This window comes from Flavobacterium sp. GT3P67 (assembly GCF_004349155.1).
GTDB classification, from domain to species: Bacteria; Bacteroidota; Bacteroidia; order Flavobacteriales; family Flavobacteriaceae; genus Flavobacterium; species Flavobacterium ranwuense.
This window is the reverse complement of sequence record NZ_SMLF01000001.1, coordinates 1,026,129-1,049,561: the sequence shown is the minus strand read 5'-3', so window position 1 is coordinate 1,049,561 and position 23,433 is coordinate 1,026,129. Positions and strand designations below refer to the sequence as shown.

Here is a 23,433-nt window from a genome sequence, read left to right as displayed (position 1 = left end):
CCTCTAAACTGACATTTATCCCCCCTTAAAGCAATTTGCACTTCAAAAACGCCAATCCACATGCGGATAGGGAACTTTCAACTGCATTTCTTTAATTATAATAATCTTGATGAATTCTCGCTTTGTCGTCTTTTTTCCAGCTGATCACTACAGCTCTCGCGCTAAAAAACATCTTCCGTTGACAGTATACAATCAAAAGAGCGCAACAAGTTAAAAGATTTTATACCATACCTTATATAGTCATAAACACACTTTTTCTATTCACTCCTATATATAAGGTAACAAAATATACGTCGAAATAACAAAAAGCTCTGGTTTACCATAACCCGCGTTAGGGATAATAGAGAAAAGCCCACAGCGAAACGTAATGAAATGAAGTTTTGCGAGGACTTGTAGCGTATATCCCGACTCCTTATATAAAAAGAGGCAACTAACCGCTAAGATAATTGCCTCTCTTTATATAAGGTGGAACGCACAAAGTAAATTTCTAATCGAAACGAATGGCTTTGACTGGAGAAATTTTAGTTATTATATAGGACGGAATAAGTAATACCAAGAAACAAACGGTCACAGTGAGCAGATTCAATAAAAGTATGTATCCCCAATTTAAGTATACTGGCGCCTGATTGACGTAATAGTTCTCAGGAGGAAGTTGAATTATACCGAACTGTTGTTGGATTAACAATAATGAGATGCCTATTAGATTTCCCCAGAACAATCCTCTTACTATAAGGTAGAAGGCATTGTAAAGAAATACTTTTCGGACTGACCAATTATTAGCCCCTAAAGCCTTCAGAATTCCTATCATTTGTGTTCGCTCAAGAATCAGCACTAATAGCGCCACTACCATATTGATTGTAGCGACAAGAATCATGACTACTAATATAACGATGATGTTGAAATCAAATAGTTGAAGCCATTCGAATATATAGCTGTATTTCTCGATTATAGTATTGGTGTCTAATGTTGATACCGTTTGCGCATAGACCAGCTCTCCAGTAGATTCTATAGTATTAAAATCGTCTACAAAAACTTCGAAAGCTCCGATTTGATCTGGAGCCCATTTATTGATACGCTGCATGTGGCGAATATCTCCTAATATATAGGTAGCGTCGAATTCTTGAAAACCAGAATTAAAAATTCCAACAACATCAAAATTCCTTAGATTATACCCTTTTTCTTTCATGAAGAAAGTATTGAAAGCGTCACCCACTTTCAAATTTAATCTATTTGCAATAAACTGAGAAATCACAACTTCTTCATTTAAATCCCCGTTGACATTTGGAATTCTCCCTTGAACTATGTACTCCTTTATATTATCCCACTTATAATCACTCCCCACTCCTTTGAAGATAATTCCTTCGAAAGCGGTTTCGGTTCTAATAATTCCCGCTTTACTGGCAATAGCTTGAATATGGCTAACTCCAGAAACAGATGTGAACTTTGGATAAAAATCCTGTTTTTTAGAAATAGGCATCAGCGTAACTTCCGATTGATTGTTGTCGTAATTCGAAATAATGATATGTCCGTTGAAAGCGGAAACTTTTTCTCGGATTTTTTGCTGCAATCCAATTCCGGTTGCGACTGAAACAATCATCATAATCATACCGATGGCAATTGCCGAGATTGCAATTTTTATAATTGGAGCAGATATGCTACTTTTATAATCTTTAGCAGTTATGAGTCGTTTGGCTATGAAATATTCTAAATTCAATTTGATTGTATTTCTAATTGGGATTTGCTTCGCCAGTTTGCGTTGCTAAAGCCAAAAATACAGCTAAAACACGAATTACACTAATTGCCATTAATTTTATTTGAACCTCTATTATGATTCCATTTCTCAAAATATCGTTTAGTTTTATATTTTTCACCATTATTTCAACTTCCTGTTCTGCGAAAAAAACGGATGTAAGGGAAAATGCAAAATCTGATTTAGAAAAAGCAGAAGACAATCCGAAAACAGAAATAAAAACTGGAGCAGATAATCATACTGCTTATCTATCATTATTAAAGGATCAGAAAATTGGAATTGTGACCAATCAAACCGGTATTCTATCTAATAAAACACATTTAGTAGATTTTCTATTAGAAAAAAACATTGCTGTCCAAAAAATATTTGCGCCTGAGCACGGTTTTCGGGGAACTGCAGATGCAGGCGAACATGTGGTTGACGGGAAAGATTCTAAAACCGGACTTTCAATTATTTCACTATACGGCGACAATAAAAAACCGAAACCCGAGCAATTAGCTGGAATTGACATTATGGTTTTTGATTTGCAAGATGTGGGCGCTCGATTTTACACTTATATTTCTTCGTTACATTATATAATGGAAGCATGCGCCGAAAATAACATTCCGCTTATACTTCTTGACCGACCGAACCCTAACATAAATATTATTGACGGACCTGTTCTAGAAAAAGAGTTCACCAGTTTTGTGGGCATGCATCCAATTCCTTTGCTTCATGGAATGACAATTGGCGAATATGCACAAATGATAAATGGTGAAAAATGGTTAAAGAATAAAGTTCAATGTAAACTGACCGTTATTCCTTGTATCAATTACAACCGGAAAATGAAATATAGCTTACCCGTAAAACCTTCACCGAATCTTCCGAATGATCAAGCCGTAAATTTATATGCAAGTTTATGTCTTTTTGAAGGTACGAATGCAAGCGTAGGAAGAGGAACTGAAAAACAATTTCAAATTTATGGCTCTCCATATTTACCGAAAAACAGTTTCAGTTTTACTCCGAAACCAAATTTCGGCGCTCAAAATCCAGTTTACAATGGCATCAAATGTTATGGAGAAGATTTATCTATACAGACAAGAGTAAATAAGCTAGAATTAAAATGGTTGATTAAAGCCTATCAGACCACAACTGACAAATCAAAATTCTTCAATCCTTTTTTTACAAAACTTGCAGGAACTAAAAAATTGCAACAGCAAATCGAAGCCGGGACTTCGGAAACAGAAATAAGAGAAAGTTGGAAGAAAGGGTTAATAGAGTTTAAAGAAATGAGATCGAAATATTTAATATATTAGTCGAAAGTTTTAAAGTCAAAAGTCCTAAAGTCACTTGAAAATCGGATTCAACTTTCAAGCTATTCTCTTTACGACTTTAAAACTTTCTGACTAAAAAAGAGGTAATTTCTTCTTCATTTCCTCCACAATATTAAAAGCTGCCGGGCAAATAACAACGTTTTTCAGGGTTAAGTCCGTGATTTGTTGAAACTTTTTTCTATCCGTATGCGGGAATTCTCTGCACGCTTTTGGGCGAACATCATAAATCATGCATGCATTTTCATTATCCAGAAAAGTACATGGCACACTTTGCAACACATAATCCCTGTCTTCGTCAATGCGAAGATATTGCTCGATAAATTGTTGCGGTTTTTGACGTAAATATTTTGAAACACGCTCAATATCCGCATCCGTAAATAATGGACCTGTCGTTTTGCAACAGTTCGCACACTTTAAACAATCCGTTTTCTTGAATTCGGCGTCATGCAAATCCTGCATTACGTAATCCAAATTCTTTGGCGTCTTCTTTTTCAGCTTATCAAAATACTTTTTATTTTCGATATGCTTATCTTTGGCTTCTTTAGGAAGATTGTTTAAAATAGTGTTCATTCGTTAGATTTGTTTTTTCGGTTATTCGATAAAACATTCTGCGAAATTACTTAAAACAAATCAACAAATAACTAAATTAACACATCACTATAATGAAAGACCTTTTTGGCAAAGCCATACTCGATTTTCAAACAAATAATTCCCCGGAAGATTTAATCACGGAAACCTCTATTTCTGAAGAGGATGAAATGAGTGTTGAATATCTATTTCGTTCTTATAATGAAATGCCAAAACTGGAACAACACGCCTTACAATTTGCGAAGGGAAAAATTCTGGATGTAGGTTGTGGCGCAGGAAGTCATAGTTTGTATTTACAAAACGAAAGGAATCTTGATGTTCATTCGATTGATATTTCTCAGAATGCAATTGAAGCCTGTAAATTACGAGGTTTAAAAAATGCTCAAGTTCAAAACATTCTTGAGATGGATTCTGATAATCCTGAAAATAAATTTGACACCATTTTATTATTAATGAATGGTACGGGTATTTTTGGAACACTAAAAGAAACAACAAAATTTTTACAGAAACTAAGAAGCTTGCTAAACCTAAACGGACAAATTCTTATTGATTCTTCGGATATCATTTATATGTTTGATAATGACGAAGATGGTGGGAAATGGATTCCAACTAACGGATATTATGGTGAATTGACTTTCACTATACGTTATAAAAATGAAAAAGAAGACCAATTTCCTTGGCTCTACTTGGATTATAACACTTTGCAAAATGCGGCTTTCGCCAATGGATTACAAAGCGAGTTAATTCTAGAAGGGGAACATTATGACTATTTAGCGAAGCTTTCGATTTAAAAGAACACATAATAGTATGGAAAACTCAGCATTAGAAAAATTACGTTATCCTATCGGGAAATTTATCCCCCCAGAAATCTATTCTAGCGAATATCTAACTAATAAAATAGCAGAAATTGCCAGTTTCCCAGAACGCTTGAAAAAAGAAGTGCTTCATTTAACCGAGGAACAACTCGAAGCACCATATCGGCAAGATGGCTGGACTATTCGCCAAGTAATTCATCATTGTGCCGACAGTCACATGAATTGTTTCATCAGAATCAAATGGGCGCTGACCGAAGATAATCCAACAATAAAATTCTATCATGAAGATCGTTGGGCTGAATTACACGATAATTTAACAATGCCTATCGAGCCTACTCTTTCTTTTCTGGAAGGTCTGCACTTTCGCTTGGCTTATTTAATGAATAGTCTATCGGAAGCTGATTTAGAAAAATCCTTTATTAACCCTGAAAACAACAAGGAATTTAAAATTAAGGAAATAATAGGAACTTATGCTTGGCATGGGAACCATCACTTAGCACATATCACAGCATTAAAAAAACAAAAGGGTTGGTGATTGAACGTTTAAACTATTTTTCAATTAATAAAAAATCCCAAATACAGCTTAGTTTGCATTTGGGATCTTTTAAGTTTTAAGGAATATTCAAATATTTATGTGTTTGCAAAGAAACGCGCCATTTTGGATTGTTCATCACATAATCTACAATCAGCGGAGTCATTTCTTCTTTTTTACTCCATTCAGGTTGCAGGAATAAAATAGCATTGTCATTCACTTTTTCAGCTTGCTCTTCGGCAAAAATAAAATCATGTTTGTTATAAATGATAACTTTCAACTCATGTGCATTATCATAAACAGTTTGCGTAGGCAATTTATTTTTTTTTGGAGACAAACAAATCCAATCCCAATTTCCTGTAAGCGGATACGCTCCTGAAGTCTCAATATGAACTTTTCTATTATTTTCTTTTAACTTTTGCGTCAGCAAATTCATATCCCACATTAAAGGCTCACCACCCGTAACAACAACAGTTTCTGAGTATTTGCTTGCATTTGTAACTATTAAATCGATTCCTGTTGGAGGATGTAATTCAGCATTCCAGCTTTCCTTAACATCACACCAATGACAACCCACATCACATCCACCAATTCTAATAAAGTATGCAGCAGTTCCTGTATGAAATCCTTCCCCTTGAATGGTATAAAATTCCTCCATCAATGGCAGCATAGCTCCTTTATTAACTTCTAATTGTATTTCTTTTGATAACATCATTTAATTTTAAAGTGCAAAGATAGTTAATTTGAAAATGAGACAATTTGAAAATAGGAACTAAAACAATAAACTTTAAAAAACAGAAATTTACGAATTATAATAATTCTACAAAAAAACCCAACTTCATTATTTTTAAAATTAAAATTTAGAATGTCTCTAAAAACAAAAAACCGATAGTTAAAAAACTATCGGTTTAATATGTAAGAAACAATTATCTTATTTCAATGTTTTCAATGATTCAGTTGCATAAGCATTAGCTGGGTCAAGCGCTAATGTTTTTCTGAAATACTCCATCGCTTTTGCTTTATCAGTATTAGCATAACTTGCAGCAATATTATTGTATGACTCAATGATTTTAGCTTTAACCGCAGGTTTTGCAGTTTCTTCTGCACCTAAAGCAGTAACTTTAGCTACATACTCTTCATAATTTTTAGTCATAACATCATCTTTTTCAAGCAATCTATTTGTTCTTGCTCTGTAAAGATATGCTTCATGATATGTTGGCGATGCCACTAATACTTTTTCGAAAGCAGCATCTGCTTTTTGTAAAGCAACAACGTCTGGTTTTACATCTTTACTATTATTAGCATAATAATTTGATAAACCATAATAAACATTATCATCAAGATATGTTTTTGAATCTATAACATTAGATCCAAATTCAAAAATTGAAGCAGCTTCTTTGTAAAGTTTTTGTGTAAATAATTTTTTACCAACTTCACTTAAATCTTGAACTGCCAACGGCTCCATTTCAACTGCCTTTTTAATATCTACTAAACCAGCGTTAAAAGCAACAGGATCAATTGATAATTCATCAGCACTAGTGCCTTTTTTTACTTTAGTTAAACCTAAATATAAATAATCTAAAGCGATGGCTTTATTTCCAGGAGAAGTGATAAAACTTTCCAATGATTTAATAGCCACATCAACATTACCATTTTTATAAGCAGCATATCCTAAATAACGATAGATTCTTGGATTAACTTTATCTAATTCTATCATCTTGTTAGCCTCGGCTTCAAGAGCTACATAATCTTCAATTAAGATAAGAAAATCGGCACGACGCATTCTTGAGTGAATAGAATAATCTGTTAAAGACATGTATTTATCATAATATCCTATCGCCGTTTTATAGTTTGCAGCAGCTTGAGAAGGTTTGTTACGTGCAATTTTATAATACGTTTCAGCTAATTCTCTATAAACTGGTCCATAATTAGGATTTATTGCAATAACTTCATTATATGCTTTTAAAGCTTCGTCATAAGATTTAGCACCTTTCAACAAAACACCCAATTGCATTTTAGCTCTTAGCAAAGTATTATCTGCTTGAAAAGCCCTTCCGTAAGCTACATAAGCTTCATTTTGTTTACCATCACCATAATAAGCGTCTCCTAATGCAAGTTGCAATTGAGCATCTTGAGGATTGTTTATCACAGCACGGCTCAAAACTGCAATTGCCTTTTTGTAATCAGGTTTTTCAGCATTCATATATGCTCTTGCTTGGTAAACATACTCTTCAAAATCTTTTCTTCGCATGTCTTTAGTTGCCAGCACAAATTTTGCTTCAGCAGCTGTTACATCGTTTTTATCTAAATCCATTTGGCCTAAACCGATGTAATTTAAATTAGCCCCTTCAGATGCATTTAATCCATTTTGAAAATAAATTTTTGCAGAATCTTCTACACTTTGTGTAAGATACACATTCCCTAAAGTAAAGAAAGCTGCACCATTACTTGGTTTTGTTTTGATAATCGATTTCAATATCGATTTAGCACTTTCAAATTGCTCTGCATCGATAGCCTTTTTTGCCTGATTAATATCTTGTGCTTGACTCGCAAAAGCGGAAGCCACCAATGCAACACTAAAAATTTTTAATTTATTCATTTTGATTGTAATTAATTTATTTTTTATCATTTTCGTTTTTACCAATTATCGTAAACTTCCTTGTGGGAATACGAACTGGTAATAATCCAGATTTTAAAATTATTCTTTGTCCGACATCTCCAGCAACAAATGAAGCGAAGCCCATTCCTAATCCAGAAAAACCTTGACAATTGATTATATACAAATCACGTGCCAAAGGATATTTTTTTTCTGCTATATTATTTTGTGAGGGAATATAATAGCCATCACTATTAAGTCCTTTTACACCTAAAGTATTAACATTATCAACATATTTCTGCATTGCTGGAAGCGGTTGTGAAAGCCAATTAACACCCACTACTCCAATCATACCATCATTTTCTGAAACATATTTTATAACTTCATCATTAGATTTAAAGGAGAAAACACCCTTTTCAGGGATAGCGTTTATTCCTGCCAAAGAATTCATATAACGTACTGTACTAGAATTTAGATTATCGAAAACCAATCCTTTAATTGATGCTACTGGTCTACCTTGCATAAAACTAATAACATCTTTTAACGCTACAAGAGTATCTTTATTGTTTTTATTAGAGATAAAAGCTACAGCATCTGTAGCAAAAACAGTTATTTTTGGATTAATTTTTCTTTGCTTGAAAATTTTCAATTCTTCAGTTGTCAAATTTCTAGATAAAATGGCAATAGCAGCTTTTTCATTAAATAAAGAATTAACCGTCTCAGATTCAGATTTAGCAATAAGTTTTACTTTAGCCTCATATTCATTTTCAAACACGGCAACTTGATCTTCAACAATAGGAGCTAAAGTCTCATCTACATAAATTGTAGTTGACCCTTTCAGTATGGTTTCATTGCCTTTTTTATTATTCGTTTGATTACAAGCAAACACCAATATTATTACTGAAAACAAAATAAAATACGGAAGTTTAGAATAATTTTTCATGATCTAGTTATTATTATCATTAATAATTCGAAAGAATCTAAAGGAAGCATATACAATAAGTAAAGCCCCGAAAGCAATCCTATAAGTAGGTTCCATTACTAGTGGAAAATTCTTCATAAAGATAATAAATAAACCTAAAACAAGGTAAATCAGAAAAAACAAAATTCCTAAAACAAGAAGAAATCGCTCTTTAAGCGATTTCTTCTTAATATTACTAAGTATGTTATTTAACATTATTCTGCAGATTGAATAGTAATTGGAAGAGAATAAAGAACCCTTACTGGTTTACCATTTTGAATTCCTGGAGACCATCTAGGAGATTTTTTCAAAACACGGATCGCTTCTTTTCCTGTTCCGTAACCGATATCCCTAATTACTTTAATATCAGTCAAAGTACCGTCCTTTTCAACTACAAAAGTAACATAAACTTTACCTTTCAATCCTTCTTCTTCTGGAGTTTGATAGTTATTACCAACAAATTTGTAAAACTTCTCAATTCCTCCCGGAAAATCAGGTTTAACCTCAATACCAGCAGTATTATAAATTTGGTCATCAACTTCTTCTACTACAGCTGCAGTTCCAGTACCAACCGGTTCAACAGTTAAAACAGCATCTGGATCTCCTTTTATAGTTTCTGCACCTAATTTTTTATCTTTAATTTCGATAGTTTTAGGCGGCTCTTCAGTAACTTCTTCCGCTTTTGCAACTACTGGTTTAACAAATTTTACCTGATCCACTTTTGGCGGCGGCGGCGGCGGCGGCGGAACATCTTTTTTTATTTCTTCCTTAGGTGGTAATTTAATACTAACAATTTTAGTATCTAAAGTCTCATCAGCATCCGAAGAATCCGGTAGCAAATTTAAAATAAGCGGGGCACCAACTGCAAAAGCAAAAACAAATGCACCAATGATAAGAGCTTTAATGTTAGTCTTGGTATTTGATTTTCTTAGCTCGTAAGCTCCATAAGCTTTATTACGACCTTCGAATACAATATCAAGCCATTGGTTTGTGAATATATCTAATTTCATTTTTCTTAATTATTAGGTTATAGAGTAAATATGAAAATCTTATTTACCTTCTAACAATTTTAGTTCCTCTGGAGAAAAATCATTTACAATTGCATTTGAAGGTACTCCTACAATAGCCATCTCGTCTAGTATATCTACTAAATTACGGTAATTTGATTTCTTACTTGGTTTGATAATTACAATTAAACCTTTGTCTTTGTTCCCAGTGTATTCAACTACTGATTTTTTTCTTTTCAATAATTCTTTACGAATACCTTCTTTACCATAAGAAATATCTTTTGGACCAGCAATTGGAGTTGCTAATAAACCCATATAATATACTATCTTATCATTGTCTCCCAGTAAAACCGTTAATGTACGATTTTCATCAACCTTGATTGGTTTATCAGTAGGATCATCTTCTTTATCAGGCAAACCCAAAGGCATCGATTGTGGTTTAGACAACGTAGTCGTAAGCATAAAGAATGTAATCAATAAGAATGCCAAATCCACCATAGCAGTTAAATCTACTTTTGAGTTTGCCTTTTTACTTCTTACTTTTCCACCTTTTTTGCCTCCACCGTCGCCGGTATTTAATTCAGCCATTTTAGTGTATTTTTTTAATTATTTTTCTGTTGCTCTCAAACCTGTAACTAGAAAGAAGTTATTGATTTTCTGGTCTTGTAAAATATCCATAACCTTTTTAATTGCAGGATATTCTTCTTTTGCATCACCTTTAATAGAAAGTTGCAATTCTTTGTCATTAACATCAATATTTGCAATACGAGAATTGTATATCCACTCATGCAATTGATTATCCAATGAATCTTTAGGCACACCTGGCTGTAAACCTGGCTTACTTCTTTCTGCAGTCTTCATTGCAATTAGTTGCTTAAGATTCGCAATTGGAACTCCAATACCTTCCATTAAAGCAAATTTTGCAGATTCTTCTTCAGTAAATGCAATTCCGTACTTTTGACCCATTAACTCAAGTGCCTTTTTTCTAACTTCTCTACCCTTTAAGTCAAAGAAAACTTTTCCTTTTCCAATAGTTATAGTAGCTAAATTATCATCTGGCAACTTTGATTGAACTGTTGACGCAGGCGTATCTACTGGAAGTGCTTCCGGTATCTTAGCTGTTGCTGTCATTACAAAGAACGACAACAAAAGAAAAGCCACATCACACATAGCAGTCATATCAGTAGACCCTGCTTTTTTTTGCATTTTTATAGCCATTAATATATTTTTTTATACTTACAAGAAAATAGGATCTGTAATCCAGACGTCTATTTCCCTGCAAATTAAATTATTAATTATTTTTTTGTACTTCTGTAGTGTCTGTAAGTATTTACAATTGTATTACCAGCCTCGTCAATAGAGTAAGTCAAAGTATCAATTTTAGAAGTAAAAAAGTTGTAAGCAATAATTGCTAAAGCTGAAGTAGCAATACCTGTAGCTGTATTAATCAATGCTTCAGAAATACCATTTGCAAGTGCAGCTTGATCCGGAGTACCAGCAGCAGACAATGCACTAAATGCTTTAATCATACCAGTTACCGTTCCTAACAAACCTGCAAGTGTACCTAATGATACCATTGTAGAAAGAATAGTCATGTGCTTCTCTAACATTGGCATTTCTAATGAAGTAACCTCTTCTATTTCTTTGTGAATAGTTTCAGCAGCAGCTTCGCTATCTAAACCTTCTTTTTTAACTTCTTGGTATTTCAATAAAGCAGATTTTATTGGATTTGCAACAGATCCTTTTTGTTTGTCACATGCAGCAATCGCTCCTTCAATATCACCTTCTTTAATATCTTTTTGCACACTTGTCATGAATTTATCAAGATTTCCTGTACCAGCTGCTTTTGAGATCACAGCATAACGTTCAAATGAGAACACAACCACCATCAAAAGACATCCTAACAAAATTGGTACAATCGGTCCTCCTTTATATACCATTGCTAACATATTTCCTGGTAATGGGTGACCTGTATTAACACCGCCTTCAAAATTTGCGCCATTACCCATTATAAATTGCCATATTAACCATCCAACAAAAACACATGCTACAATAATGATTCCTGAAATCATTCCTCCTCCTTTTGAATCGTTTTGTTTTTTAACGTTTGCCATTTTTTTTAATTTTAATAGTTTTAAATAATTTATCTTTAGTTATAATAAACTTGTAGTGGAGCAAATTTATATTTTTAGTTTAAATAAAAAAACTTTTTTTAATTTTATTATAATTAAATTTATTTCAAAAATACATTTACAATTCACAACGTTGCATTTATATCAAAAAATTCAAGTAAATTTACTTTATCACAATAAATAACGTATTTTTTTAAGAATTATTAACGTAATATTTCAACAACAACCTCTTTTTAATCAAAATTAATATTTTATATTATTAACAGTAAAAAAGCAGGAAAACTGCAGTATACACTAAAATTTCAGGTTTTATAAAAAAAATAATACCTTGCAAATGATTTAAATCTAAACCTATTATGAGCCGAAAAGAAGATTTCATACAGCAAATTACAGACGGATATAGCTCTAAAGGAGAAAGCATCACTCTTGGCGGAGCAATATTAGACGGTGAAGCTTTGCCCAATGTGCCTGTAAAAATACCGCTAAAAACCTTAAATCGTCATGGATTAATTGCTGGAGCCACCGGAACCGGAAAAACCAAAACGATCCAAGTACTTTCTGAACAATTATCATCCTTTGGAATCCCTGTATTAATGATGGACATAAAAGGTGATTTTAGTGGAATAGCCAAAGAAGGCGAAGAGAAACAATTTATAACTGAACGACACGCTAAAATAAACATCCCTTATACAACATCCCGTTTTCCGGTTGAATTATTGACTTTGTCTGAACAAAATGGAGTTCGTCTTCGCGCTACTATCTCTGAGTTTGGACCGGTTTTGTTTTCTAGAATCCTTAACTTAAATGATACTCAAGCTGGTGTCGTTTCTGTTATCTTTAAATATTGCGATGACAATAAAATGCCTTTATTAGATTTAAAAGACATCAAAAAAATAATAAATTACATCACCGAAGAAGGAAAAGACGAAATTGAGGAACACTATGGCAAGATTTCTACTTCAACAACAGGCACAATTCTTAGAAAAATTATAGAATTAGAACAACAAGGAGCTGATTTGTTTTTTGGAGAAATGTCTTTTGACGTAGAAGATTTAATGCGCATTGATGAAAATGGAAAAGGATACATCAATATCTTACGATTGACTGACATTCAAGACAAACCAAAATTATTTTCGACATTTATGCTGAGTTTACTGGCCGAAATTTACCAACAAATGCCTGAAAAAGGAGATTCGGATCAACCAGAATTAATTATTTTTATCGATGAAGCTCATTTGATTTTCAATGAAGCAAGCAACACATTATTAGAACAAATAGAAACGATTGTAAAACTGATTCGTTCTAAGGGAATCGGAATTTACTTCATCACACAAAACCCAATGGACATCCCAAGTGGTGTTTTGGCGCAATTAGGCTTAAAAATCCAACATGCTTTGAGGGCTTTTACAGCAAATGACCGGAAAGCCATCAAACAAACTGCTGACAACTACCCTACTTCTGACTATTACAAAACTGATGAAGTTTTGACAAGTCTTGGAATTGGAGAAGCTCTCGTTACAGCTCTGAACGAAAAAGGAATTCCAACACCACTTGCAGCAACGATGATGCGTGCGCCTATGAGTAGAATGGATATTTTGACCGAAAGTGAAATTCAGGAAATCAATAACAAATCAAAACTGGTAAAAAAATATAGTGAACTTATTGACCGTGAAAGTGCTTATGAAATGCTGAATAAAAAAATTGCCATTGTCGAACAGGAAGCAGCAGAACAAGAACAGGAAAAAACATCTGAAAAAGAAGAAAGTAAAGGCCCAAGTACAGCTAGTGTAGTAGGGAAATCAGTTTTGAAAGTACTCACAAGTGCTACTTTTATAAGAGGTGCTTTTGGCGTTTTAACAAAAATGTTTAAGAAATGAAGAGTGTAAAAAGTGAGTAGTGAAAAGTTATACCATTTATCTTTGAAAATACTGAAACAAATCAATGTCTTTTTGTAATTCCTGTAAATATTGAAAAATTATTGCCGTAAATTCTATTCACTTTTCACTACTCACTTTTCACACCTTCTCACCCAACAACTCTAAAATTTTCTTTTCTACCACTTCGCTATCCCAAATATTCTCGATGTTTTCCATTTTCAAAACTTCTTCCATAATAGCATTTTGATAATCCCCAATAGCCAAAGCTTCGGCGTAAGGACGATCACTAAAGGTTACTCTGCTATAAAGCGGAATCCATTTTTCCGGGTATTTATCTGAGAATGATTTTTCGATTTTCTTTTGTAATAGGAATTTTTCATCAGCCGTTTTAGAACTCATTTCCATAAAATTGCGATAGGAAAGTTCTGCAATGGCATCTGCATTTGGTTTACGGGATTTTTGATATTCAGAGAAAATCGTTTTCCAATCATCTCCATACTTTTCAATCATTTCATAAAGAATCGAAATGTCTTCAAAGCCCGCATTCATTCCTTGTCCGTAAAATGGAACAATTGCATGACAAGCGTCACCAATTAAAGCAATTTTATCTTCGTAAGTCCAAGGAAAACATTTCATCGTCACTAAAGTACTTGTTGGATTTTTGAAAAAATCTTCCGTCAATTTTGGAATAACATCAATGGTATCCGGTAAGTTTTTCTCAAAAAAAGCTTCCACCTCTTTTTGATCTTTCAAAGAAGCAAAAGAATTTTCTCCTTCAAAAGGCATGAATAAAGTACATGTAAAACTACCGTCTAAATTGGGTAAAGCAATCAACATATATTCCCCTCGTGGCCAAATATGAAACGAATTTTTGTCTAATTTATGGGTTGCATCCGAGTTTGCAGGAATGTTTAATTCCTTATATCCAATAGGTAAAAATTCTTGCGAATAATCAAACATGCTTTGACGCTGCATGCGATGGCGGATTCTGGAAAAAGCACCATCGGCACCAAAAACCATATCATATTTTTTGTCCTCCCAAGCACCTCTTTCGGTTTCACCGATGTGCAAAGTAGCATCATCTAAAGTTACATCCCATATTTTATGTTCGAAAAAGAATTCAGCTCCTGCAGCTTCCGCCAAATCGATCATTTTTCTATTCAAAGTCCCTCTTGAAATCGAGTAAATAGATTCGCCTTCTTGTCCGTAATTTTGAAAATTAAGTTTGTCAACAAGATGAATGGCACGTTTGTCCATTGGAATTGCAATGGCTCGCACGGCGTCACCCACTCCCACACCATCAAGTGCTTTCCAGCCTCGGTTAGACATGGCTAAATTAATAGAACGGCCGGAAAACTGAATTTGTCTAATATCTGGGCTTCTATCGAAAACATGAACAGTATGACCTGCTTTACGAAGGTAAATAGCTAATAGAGATCCAACTAATCCTGAACCTACAACCGCTATTTTTTTGGAAATTTGCATTAATTTTTTATAAAAAGTTAGGCAAAATTACTGATTTTATTAGACTAAGAACTTTAAAAACTATTAATTTTTACGTGGAATAAAAACCAATTTTGTTGAAGTTCTAACAATCTCATCCCTGTTCAGCTTCATTCTTCTAAATTTTCCAGAATTATACAACTCCGCTTGATCACTGTAATGCGCACTTAACGGATTCCCTGATTGTCCAGTTGGAAGAATGCTCCAACTGTTTTCTATATCCGAAAAATCAATAATCCTTCTCGTTGACGGGCCTCCTTTTACAATATAATTTCCATCATCCGTAAAATCAAAAAACAAATTATTAATGACTTCGGTGGAACCTGAAACTTCAAAAGGCCCTACATTGAAAATTCTTCTTAATGCTGCCACTTTCCCTAATGGATGCTGGTGTTCTACCGTGTGAACCTTATTCCAAGTCCAATCAGAAACCGAAGTTCCCAATTGTTTTTCTAAAGCTACAATTGACTCTTTAAACGATTTTGATATAATATTACTTCTGGTTTCTTTTACATTTTTAGTACTTATATTATCCCACCAAAGTGATTCTTGATTCTTAATTTGTTTTGCAATAATTTGCTTCATAATATGCGTGTCTAAAAATTGCTTGAAATTAACTGCACCCAGTTCATCCTCGAAGGTATTTTTCAAATAATTAAAAATCCATTTGTTGTAAATTGTTGGTGCAACATCAGCAAGATTATTGGAACCTTTCCATTCTTTCAAAACAGTTAAGGCTTCTTTTTCATTTTCAGAAAGTGATTTTTGATTCACTTCCGATATTAATTGTTTAACCACTTCCGGAGCTACTGATGACGTATTATCAAAAATCATTTCTCCTACTGCAGTTTTGTCCCAATTTGATTTTGGACTTAATAACTGCATGATTCTTTTTGCTCTGTCTTCAGGAAGGTAATAGCCAGGATATAAAAATCCATCTATAGGTTCCGGTTGGTTATTCGCAGAATACACATAATTCCATTTTGGATTTACCGCCGATGGATTTTTGGAGAAATCCAGATATTCTTTAATATCATCTTTACCACTGGCACCATTCAAAATAAAATTAGGGTTTACACCCGCATTATGCTTGTATAATTTTCCAGTTGCCCACCAAGCCACATTTCCTTTGGCATCGCCATACATTATATTTAAACCGGGCGCCGCTATCAAACCGACTCCTTTTTGGAAATCGGCTTTACTTTTAGCATGCGAAAGTTCATAAACAGCCTCAAGAATTTGTATGGGTTGTTGCGTATAAATCCAAGACATCGCAACAGGTTTGTCTTGCTGCAAACCATCAATCAAGTCATTCACTATTGGTCCGTGGCGCGTTATTTTTACATTCAAAACCACATCCGTAGAATCTTTTACTTTTATAATTTTTTTTCGAACCTCATAAGCACTAAAACCGCTTGGTATCTTGTAAGCATTGGCATCATTTGGATTATTCTCCTCTTGGTACAAATCAATATCATCATTCTCAAACATAGTTAAACCATACGCATACTCGCGATTGTGCCCCAATAAAGGATATGGAGTTCCCGCCAAATAACAACCGTACAATTCAAAATCCGGCGTCACTAGATGTGCTTCATACCAAGTTCCCGGTTGCGAAAACCCAATGTGTGGATCATTAGCAAAAATGACTTTTCCATTTTTCGTTTTCTTTGGAGCAATAACCCAACTGTTACTTCCTATAAAAGGAGAAACTGGAGACTGATCTAAAAGCAAGGCTACCGACTTTGAAATAGCGCTATATTCTTGAGGTGTTTCTTTGGCATTTTTAATTTGGGTGGTATTAAACGAACCATCAATCCCAAAATCCTTGAGATATTCCATTCCATATTTGTTTCGAATATCAGTCAACAACGGATCTGATTTTTGAGCCATCGCAAAATTAAAAGACATATAACCAAAAATATTATAAACGTCTTTAATCGTAAATTTCTCTTTCTTAACTCCGATTAAACTAAACTCTATTGGCGTTGTTCCTTCTTCCAGATATTGATTAATGCCATCCAAATACGCTATGGTCAATTGATAACTTGGACTGTTTTTATCCAATACTGCAATCGCTTTTGCAGATGCTTCTTGGATTCCAAGTCCTGCAAAGAATTTATCATTTTTCAGTGCTACAGAACCAAAAATCTCCGATAATCGTCCCGGAGCAATACGGCGCATTAGTTCCATTTGCCACAATCGGTCTTGCGCATGAACATAACCCAAAGCCATCATCGCATCCTTTGAATTAGTCGCATAAATATGCGGAACGCCAAACTCATCAAAATAAACTGTCGTCTCTTTTTGAATCTTTTTCAGTTGCAATTCCCCCTCATATTTTGGTTTTAGATAAAACCCATAAATAATTAAAGCTACTGCTAAAACTGCTACTAACGAAAGTAAAACCAGAAGGACTGTTTTAAATTTTTTCATATTTGAATAAATTGATAAACAAATATATAGGATTTGAAAGTTATTTAAAACAATTTATTTTCATTGGCTTTTGGCACTAAACAAAAAGAGTGTTTAAATTCTATACGAACTTAAACACTCTCAATTATGATACGAATAAATTTATTCCTTTTTTCTTCCGTCTATAATAGCCCCAGTTCCCGCACCTACACCTGCGCCTGCGATACCGCCAATTATAGCTCCTTGAACTTTTTTCTTACTAATGATTGCTCCTGTTGCAGCACCAACTCCTGCGCCAATCACAGCACCTTTAGCGGTTCCGCTCCAACCTTTCTTTTTTGTTGTAGTGGTAGTTGTTGCAGCCGCTTGTTGGTTGACAACAATAACCTCTTTTTGAGTTTCTATTTTGGTTTCTTGAATTTTAGCCATTTCAACCTGCATGGAATCAATAACTCTTTGTTTCTCCATTTCAACTTTCATCGAATCAACAGTAACCTGTTTTGCCTTTTGAATTTCCATTTTCCCTTGATTTTGACAAGAAACAACAACTGCGGCTATAAGTAAAAAATATAATGCTTTCATAATTTTAAATTATATAATTTGTAATTATACAAAGGAACACCTAAACTGCGCAATAAACTTTATACAATTTAAACTATTCTTTATATAATTCTGCGTCTGACTTATTTTAGAATTCCAGATTTCAATATTTGTCCAAAGTGATACATATCTTCAAAAGAACAATACAATGGAACTGGTGCTAGTCGAATAACATTGGGTTCACGCCAATCGGTAATCACACCATTTTTCATAAGATAATCAAATAAACTACGTCCTTCCCCATGAAGCAACATTGATAATTGTGACGCTCTTTCTGATGGATTTGACGGCGTTATAATTTCGAAAGTACTATCGACTTCTTTGTCTATTTCGTGCAGAATGAACTCTAAATACGAAGTGATTTTATCTCTTTTTTGAATTAAAGCGTCCATTCCTATTTCATCAAACATTTCTACTGAAGCCAAATAAGGTGCCAGAGAAAGTACCGGTAAATTACTGATTTGCCAACCATCAGCACCATGAACAGGATCAAAAGTTGGTTCCATCTTGAAACGACGTTCTTTATTATGTCCCCACCATCCTGCAAATCTTGGTAAATCGTTATTGTTATGATGTTTTTCGTGAACGAAACATCCTGAAGCATTTCCAGGTCCAGAATTCATGTATTTATAACTGCACCAAGCTGCAAAATCCACATTCCAATCGTGCAATTCCAATTTTACATTTCCAGCAGCGTGGGCTAAATCCCAACCTACTTTTGCACCAGCTTTATGACCAGCTTCAGTTATCGTTTTAATATCAAAAACTTGTCCTGTGTAATAGTTCACACCACCAATTAAAACCAAAGCCAACTCATCACCTACTTCTTCAATTTTAGCCAAAACATCTTCTAGGCGAATGTTGTGTTCGCCTTCGCGACGTTTGATTTCTACAATCGCATCTTCTGGGTTGTAACCATGAAAATGAACCTGACTTTGAAACATATATTGGTCCGAAGGAAATGCTTTTTCCTCACAAATAATTTTATATCTGGTTTTTGTAGGTCGGTAAAAGGAAACCATCAACAAATGAAGATTGACCGTTAACGTATTCATCACGGTAACTTCACTCGGCAAAGCACCCACAATTTTACTCAACGGATTTGCAAATCGTTCATGGTAATCCCACCATGGTTTTTTACTGTAAAAATGACCTTCGACAGCCAAATTCGCCCAGTCATTCATCACCTCATCTACATACGATTTAGTTCGTTTAGGCTGTAATCCTAGTGAGTTTCCTGTGAAATAAATTACCTTTTTTTCATTTACCTGCGGAAAAATAAATTCATCTTGGTATTTATGTAATTGATCTTGCGAATCAAGTTGTTTTGCAAATTCAAGGGTATTTTCGAATGTCATGGTTTGTATTTTGTTTTGTAAAAGTAGTAAAAAAAGACAGATAGATAAAAGACTTTTAGTCGATTGACGACAGATAAAACAGTTAAAATTCCGGGTGAGAAAAAATAATTCTTGAATACTATACGGAATTAAAAAACAACTCGTTATTTAACTATATTTGATTGAATTTAAATTTCTTAGCTATGCTTAAAAACAGTTTGAACGTTATTATTATTGCTGTCGCCGTGATAATTTCTTCGTATTTATTTTCGAATGCTTTTCAGAATCGAAATAAAAGTAATGACACCATAAGCGTGACCGGTTCCGGAAAAAAGGATTTCGTGTCGGATTTGATTGTTTGGAGCGGTTCTTTTTCTAAAAAAAGCATGACTTTGAAAGATGCCTACGCAGCATTGGATTCTGACAGAGAGAAAATAAAAAGCTATTTATCCGGCAAAGGAATTGCTCCGAATGAAATGGTATTTTCAGCAGTGAATTTCAATAAAGATTTTGAAACTACCTATAACGAAAACGGAACTACAAGACAGCAAATTTTCAGTGGATTCACCTTAACCCAAAACGTGAGCATTCAATCTAAGGAAGTAAATAAAATTGAAGAATTATCACGACAATCAAGTGAGTTAATCAACTCGGGAGTGGAATTCTATTCTACTCCACCTGAATATTATTACACAAAACTTGCCGAGTTAAAAATAAAAATGATTGCCGAAGCTACAAAAGATGCGAGTATCAGAGCAAAAAGTATTGCTGAAAATGCAGATGCGAGTTTAGGAAATCTAAAAAAATCAGATATGGGTGTTTTTCAAATTACGGGTCAAAACTCATCTGAAGATTTTTCTTATGGAGGATCATTCAATACACAATCCAAAAACAAAACGGCTAACATTACGGTACGATTGGTGTATCAAGTGAATTAGGAATACAAATCATAAGTCATCCCGAAATTGTTTTGCGTGAGGGATGGAAGCGGCATCCTTTATTTTCTTTCTTTAAGAAAATAAAGATACAGCGTATAGCCCGACCCTTGGGGCACGCCAAAAAAAAAATCTCGCCATAACTGACGAGATTTTGCTATTTAGAATCTGATGTAATTCAGATTAGATGATTAACATCGCGTCACCGTAAGAATAGAATTTGTATTCTTTTTCGATTGCTTCTGCATACGCTTTTTTCATTAAATCATGGCCGCAAAATGCTGAAACCATCATTAATAAAGTAGATTTTGGTGTGTGGAAATTGGTAATCATACACGTTGGAATCGTAAATTCGTGAGGTGGAAATACAAATTTATTTGTCCAGCCATCAAAAGGATTTAATGTATTATGTGAAGATACAGAACTTTCTACAGCACGCATCGATGTTGTTCCTACAGTACAAATACGTTTCTTTTTAGCTTTGGCTTCATTCACAATATCACACGCTTCTTGAGTAATTTTTAATTCCTCAGAATCCATTTTATGTTTTGATAAATCCTCAACCTCAACTGGATTGAAAGTTCCCAAACCTACGTGAAGTGTTACTTCGGCAAATTTAATTCCTTTTATCTCTAGTTTTTTTAATAAATTTTTAGAAAAATGCAGACCGGCAGTTGGTGCTGCAACAGCTCCTTCTTCTTTAGCATAAATGGTTTGGTAACGTTCCGCATCTTCCGGAGTTACGTCTCTAGAAATGTATTTTGGAATTGGAGTTTCTCCAAGTTCCGTTAATTTATTTCTGAATTCTTCATAAGAACCGTCGTAAAGGAAACGCAATGTTCTTCCACGAGAAGTCGTATTGTCGATAACCTCAGCAACTAATGAGTCGTCATCTCCAAAATATAATTTGTTACCAATTCTGATTTTACGTGCCGGATCAACCAAAACATCCCAAAGTCTTTGCTCAGAATTTAATTCTCTAAGTAAAAAAACTTCGATTCTTGCTCCTGTTTTTTCCTTGTTTCCATACAAACGTGCTGGAAAAACCTTGGTGTTATTCAGAATTAAAACATCTCCGTCATCAAAATAATCGATAACATCTTTGAACATTTTATGTTCTATAGTTCCCTTTTTACGATCAATAACCATTAGACGAGCTTCGTCTCTGTTTTCAGCTGGATATTCGGCAAGAAGTTCTTTTGGTAAATCGAATTGAAAATGTGATAATTTCATTTGATAAAGTTATGAGTTATGGATTATGAGTTATGAGTTAAGCCTCAATAAATTATAATCGTTTGCAAATATACGATTGTGAGATAGGCGTTGTCAAGTGTTTTGCTGTTTATTTTCAAAAGTCCGTTGCCACAAAGGCGCAAGGGCACTATCTAAAATTTTATTTACTAAATCTCAGACACATTATATCCTAATTTTTTCATGTCTTCCCAAAAATCAGGATATGATTTAGAAACTACTTCGGCATTTTCGATGATTATTGGCACTTTTAAAGCTAATGGTGCAAATGCCATCGCCATTCTGTGATCGTTATAGGTAGCAATTTTGATATTATGATTGATTTTATCTGAAGCCATAAGCGTCAAACTATCATTGGTAACTGAGATATTCGCACCTAATTTAGTTAACTCTATTCTAAGCGCTTCTAATCTATCGGTTTCTTTAATCTTCAAGGTATGCAGCCCTGTAAGATGACAACCAATTCCTAATCCTAGACAAGTAACTACAATCGTTTGGGCAATATCTGGTGTGTTGTTCAATTCGAAATTTACAGTTTGAGGTACGAAGTTGACATCTTTTGTAAGGGTCATTTTGTTTCCTTCAAATTGAGTTTCAACACCCATTTTTTTGTAGATCTCAACCAAAGCAGAATCACCTTGCAAACTGGTTTCTTTATAACTGGTCAATGAAATACTCGCATTTTCAGCTAAAGCAGCCAAACTAAAAAAGTAAGAAGCTGAACTCCAATCGGATTCTACGGTCATTACTTTTGATGCTACTTCTTGTTTTGGATAAACGGTAATTACATTTCCTATAAAACTGGTTTTGATATCCAAATCATTCAACAGAGCCAATGTCATTTTAATGTAAGGAACCGAAGTAATTTCACCTACCAAAGTTATTTCAATGCCGTTTTCCAGTTTTGGCGCCACTAACAACAATGCCGATATGTATTGACTGCTCACATTTGCAGGAATAGTAACTTTAGAAGCTGTGATTTTTTGTCCTTTGATTCGAATAGGCGGATACCCTGCTTCTTTTTCGTAGGAGATTTTCGCACCCAATTGTTCCAAGGCTTCCACCAAAACTTTGATGGGGCGCTCCGTCATTCGCTGAGAGCCAGTCAACACTACTTCGCGACCTTCGTTTACTGCAAAATAAGCCGTTAGAAATCGCATGGCCGTTCCCGCATGATGAATATCTACTATTTCCTCGCTTCCTTTCAAGGCTTTTTGCATTACTTCACTATCATCAGAGTTGGATGTATTGGCTAAAGTAATATTTGGAAACAAGGCTTGTAACAATAATAGTCGGTTGGTTTCGCTTTTTGAACCGGTAATATTTAATTGTGAATTGTCAATTGTGAATTGTGAATTCGTACTTAATTTTAAATTCATTTTTGTAATTATGAGTTATGAATGATGAGTTATAGCTTTAGCTTTCTACTCAAATACTTTAGGTGCGCAATTTACCACTCCTCATTTATAATTCATAATTTATGATTCACAAATTATTTGAGTTTTTCGTTGTTTTTGTGACGGTCCTTATCTCGAATAGATTTTAAATCCATCTTTTTGTCGAACGCAGCCTGCAAATCGATTCCAGTTTGGTTTGCTAAACACAATACCACAAAAACCACATCGGCTAATTCTTCGCCTAAATCTTTGTTTTTATCGCTTTCTTTTTCGGATTGTTCTCCATAACGGCGGGCAATGATTCGGGCGACTTCGCCTACTTCCTCAGTAAGTTGTGCCATATTAGTCAATTCATTGAAATAACGAACACCGTGTTCTTTGATCCAAGTGTCAACGTCTAGTTGGGAATTTTTTAGGTTCATGA

At 34.2% G+C, this 23,433-nt stretch carries 21 protein-coding genes; 5 read left to right on the top strand and 16 right to left on the bottom strand.

What is annotated here, in order from left to right:
- Nucleotides 1-487 precede the first annotated feature (487 nt).
- Entirely contained in the window at nt 488-1,714 is a 1,227-nt protein-coding gene (locus tag E0H99_RS04515; protein ID WP_131991575.1) for an ABC transporter permease, read from the bottom strand.
- 113 nt (nt 1,715-1,827) lie between these two features.
- Between E0H99_RS04515 and E0H99_RS04510 the strand changes: the two genes are divergently transcribed.
- Nucleotides 1,828-3,045 (top strand): exo-beta-N-acetylmuramidase NamZ domain-containing protein, encoded by a 1,218-nt coding sequence (locus tag E0H99_RS04510; protein ID WP_131991573.1) that lies wholly within the window; start codon nt 1,828-1,830, stop codon nt 3,043-3,045.
- 90 nt (nt 3,046-3,135) lie between these two features.
- Here the strand turns inward: E0H99_RS04510 and E0H99_RS04505 are convergent, their stop codons facing one another.
- Nucleotides 3,136-3,633 carry a YkgJ family cysteine cluster protein gene (locus tag E0H99_RS04505; protein WP_131991571.1) on the bottom strand — a complete coding sequence of 166 codons (498 nt, stop codon included), beginning with the start codon at nt 3,631-3,633 and terminating at the stop codon, nt 3,136-3,138.
- Between the two features lie 92 nt (nt 3,634-3,725).
- Between E0H99_RS04505 and E0H99_RS04500 the strand changes: the two genes are divergently transcribed.
- Nucleotides 3,726-4,442, top strand: a complete 717-nt coding sequence (locus tag E0H99_RS04500; RefSeq protein ID WP_131991569.1) for a class I SAM-dependent methyltransferase — start codon at nt 3,726-3,728, stop codon at nt 4,440-4,442.
- Between the two features lie 16 nt (nt 4,443-4,458).
- Nucleotides 4,459-5,001 carry a YfiT family bacillithiol transferase gene (locus E0H99_RS04495; RefSeq protein ID WP_131991567.1) on the top strand — a complete coding sequence of 181 codons (543 nt, stop codon included), beginning with the start codon at nt 4,459-4,461 and terminating at the stop codon, nt 4,999-5,001.
- Nucleotides 5,002-5,077: 76 nt separating this feature from the next.
- On the opposite strand, the gene E0H99_RS04490 is transcribed toward E0H99_RS04495, so the two are convergent.
- From E0H99_RS04490 to E0H99_RS04455, 7 genes are all read right to left on the bottom strand, one after another.
- Nucleotides 5,078-5,710 carry a 7-carboxy-7-deazaguanine synthase QueE gene (locus E0H99_RS04490; protein ID WP_131991650.1) on the bottom strand — a complete coding sequence of 211 codons (633 nt, stop codon included), beginning with the start codon at nt 5,708-5,710 and terminating at the stop codon, nt 5,078-5,080.
- Nucleotides 5,711-5,929: 219 nt separating this feature from the next.
- Nucleotides 5,930-7,597 (bottom strand): tetratricopeptide repeat protein, encoded by a 1,668-nt coding sequence (locus tag E0H99_RS04485; protein WP_131991565.1) that lies wholly within the window; start codon nt 7,595-7,597, stop codon nt 5,930-5,932.
- Nucleotides 7,598-7,613: 16 nt separating this feature from the next.
- Nucleotides 7,614-8,537 carry a PstS family phosphate ABC transporter substrate-binding protein gene (locus E0H99_RS04480; RefSeq protein ID WP_131991563.1) on the bottom strand — a complete coding sequence of 308 codons (924 nt, stop codon included), beginning with the start codon at nt 8,535-8,537 and terminating at the stop codon, nt 7,614-7,616.
- Between the two features lie 233 nt (nt 8,538-8,770).
- Complete coding sequence (locus E0H99_RS04470) at nt 8,771-9,565, bottom strand: energy transducer TonB (RefSeq protein ID WP_131991559.1); 795 nt, start codon at nt 9,563-9,565, stop codon at nt 8,771-8,773.
- A gap of 39 nt (nt 9,566-9,604) precedes the next feature.
- The gene (locus E0H99_RS04465; protein ID WP_131991557.1) at nt 9,605-10,150 is read right to left on the bottom strand and encodes an ExbD/TolR family protein; all 546 of its coding nucleotides are present in this window, start codon (nt 10,148-10,150) and stop codon (nt 9,605-9,607) included.
- An 18-nt stretch (nt 10,151-10,168) separates the two neighbouring features.
- The gene (locus E0H99_RS04460) at nt 10,169-10,780 is read right to left on the bottom strand and encodes an ExbD/TolR family protein (protein ID WP_131991555.1); all 612 of its coding nucleotides are present in this window, start codon (nt 10,778-10,780) and stop codon (nt 10,169-10,171) included.
- A 77-nt stretch (nt 10,781-10,857) separates the two neighbouring features.
- Nucleotides 10,858-11,676, bottom strand: a complete 819-nt coding sequence (locus E0H99_RS04455; RefSeq protein ID WP_131991553.1) for a MotA/TolQ/ExbB proton channel family protein — start codon at nt 11,674-11,676, stop codon at nt 10,858-10,860.
- Nucleotides 11,677-12,050: 374 nt separating this feature from the next.
- On the opposite strand from E0H99_RS04455, the gene E0H99_RS04450 reads away from it, so the two are divergent.
- A complete protein-coding gene (locus tag E0H99_RS04450) occupies nt 12,051-13,571 on the top strand; it encodes a helicase HerA-like domain-containing protein (RefSeq protein WP_131991551.1) in 1,521 nt (506 codons plus the stop codon).
- A 138-nt stretch (nt 13,572-13,709) separates the two neighbouring features.
- Here the strand turns inward: E0H99_RS04450 and E0H99_RS04445 are convergent, their stop codons facing one another.
- The 4 genes from E0H99_RS04445 to kynU form a co-directional block, all read right to left on the bottom strand.
- The gene (locus E0H99_RS04445; RefSeq protein ID WP_131991549.1) at nt 13,710-15,056 is read right to left on the bottom strand and encodes an FAD-dependent oxidoreductase; all 1,347 of its coding nucleotides are present in this window, start codon (nt 15,054-15,056) and stop codon (nt 13,710-13,712) included.
- 63 nt (nt 15,057-15,119) lie between these two features.
- Entirely contained in the window at nt 15,120-17,510 is a 2,391-nt protein-coding gene (locus tag E0H99_RS04440) for a penicillin acylase family protein (RefSeq protein ID WP_131991547.1), read from the bottom strand.
- Nucleotides 17,511-17,651: 141 nt separating this feature from the next.
- Nucleotides 17,652-18,071, bottom strand: a complete 420-nt coding sequence (locus tag E0H99_RS04435) for a YMGG-like glycine zipper-containing protein (RefSeq protein ID WP_131991545.1) — start codon at nt 18,069-18,071, stop codon at nt 17,652-17,654.
- 101 nt (nt 18,072-18,172) lie between these two features.
- Complete coding sequence (gene kynU, locus E0H99_RS04430) at nt 18,173-19,447, bottom strand: kynureninase (protein ID WP_131991543.1); 1,275 nt, start codon at nt 19,445-19,447, stop codon at nt 18,173-18,175.
- A 182-nt stretch (nt 19,448-19,629) separates the two neighbouring features.
- On the opposite strand from kynU, the gene E0H99_RS04425 reads away from it, so the two are divergent.
- Nucleotides 19,630-20,364: an SIMPL domain-containing protein gene (locus E0H99_RS04425; protein WP_131991541.1), complete on the top strand. Its 735-nt coding sequence runs from the start codon at nt 19,630-19,632 to the stop codon at nt 20,362-20,364.
- A 180-nt stretch (nt 20,365-20,544) separates the two neighbouring features.
- Here the strand turns inward: E0H99_RS04425 and queA are convergent, their stop codons facing one another.
- The 3 genes from queA to E0H99_RS04410 form a co-directional block, all read right to left on the bottom strand.
- On the bottom strand, nt 20,545-21,594 hold the full coding sequence (gene queA, locus E0H99_RS04420) for a tRNA preQ1(34) S-adenosylmethionine ribosyltransferase-isomerase QueA (protein WP_131991539.1): 1,050 nt from the start codon (nt 21,592-21,594) through the stop codon (nt 20,545-20,547).
- A 167-nt stretch (nt 21,595-21,761) separates the two neighbouring features.
- Nucleotides 21,762-22,991: a 3-phosphoshikimate 1-carboxyvinyltransferase gene (aroA, locus tag E0H99_RS04415; protein WP_131991537.1), complete on the bottom strand. Its 1,230-nt coding sequence runs from the start codon at nt 22,989-22,991 to the stop codon at nt 21,762-21,764.
- Between the two features lie 113 nt (nt 22,992-23,104).
- Nucleotides 23,105-23,431: a nucleotide pyrophosphohydrolase gene (locus tag E0H99_RS04410; RefSeq protein ID WP_035668323.1), complete on the bottom strand. Its 327-nt coding sequence runs from the start codon at nt 23,429-23,431 to the stop codon at nt 23,105-23,107.
- Nucleotides 23,432-23,433 lie beyond the last annotated feature (2 nt).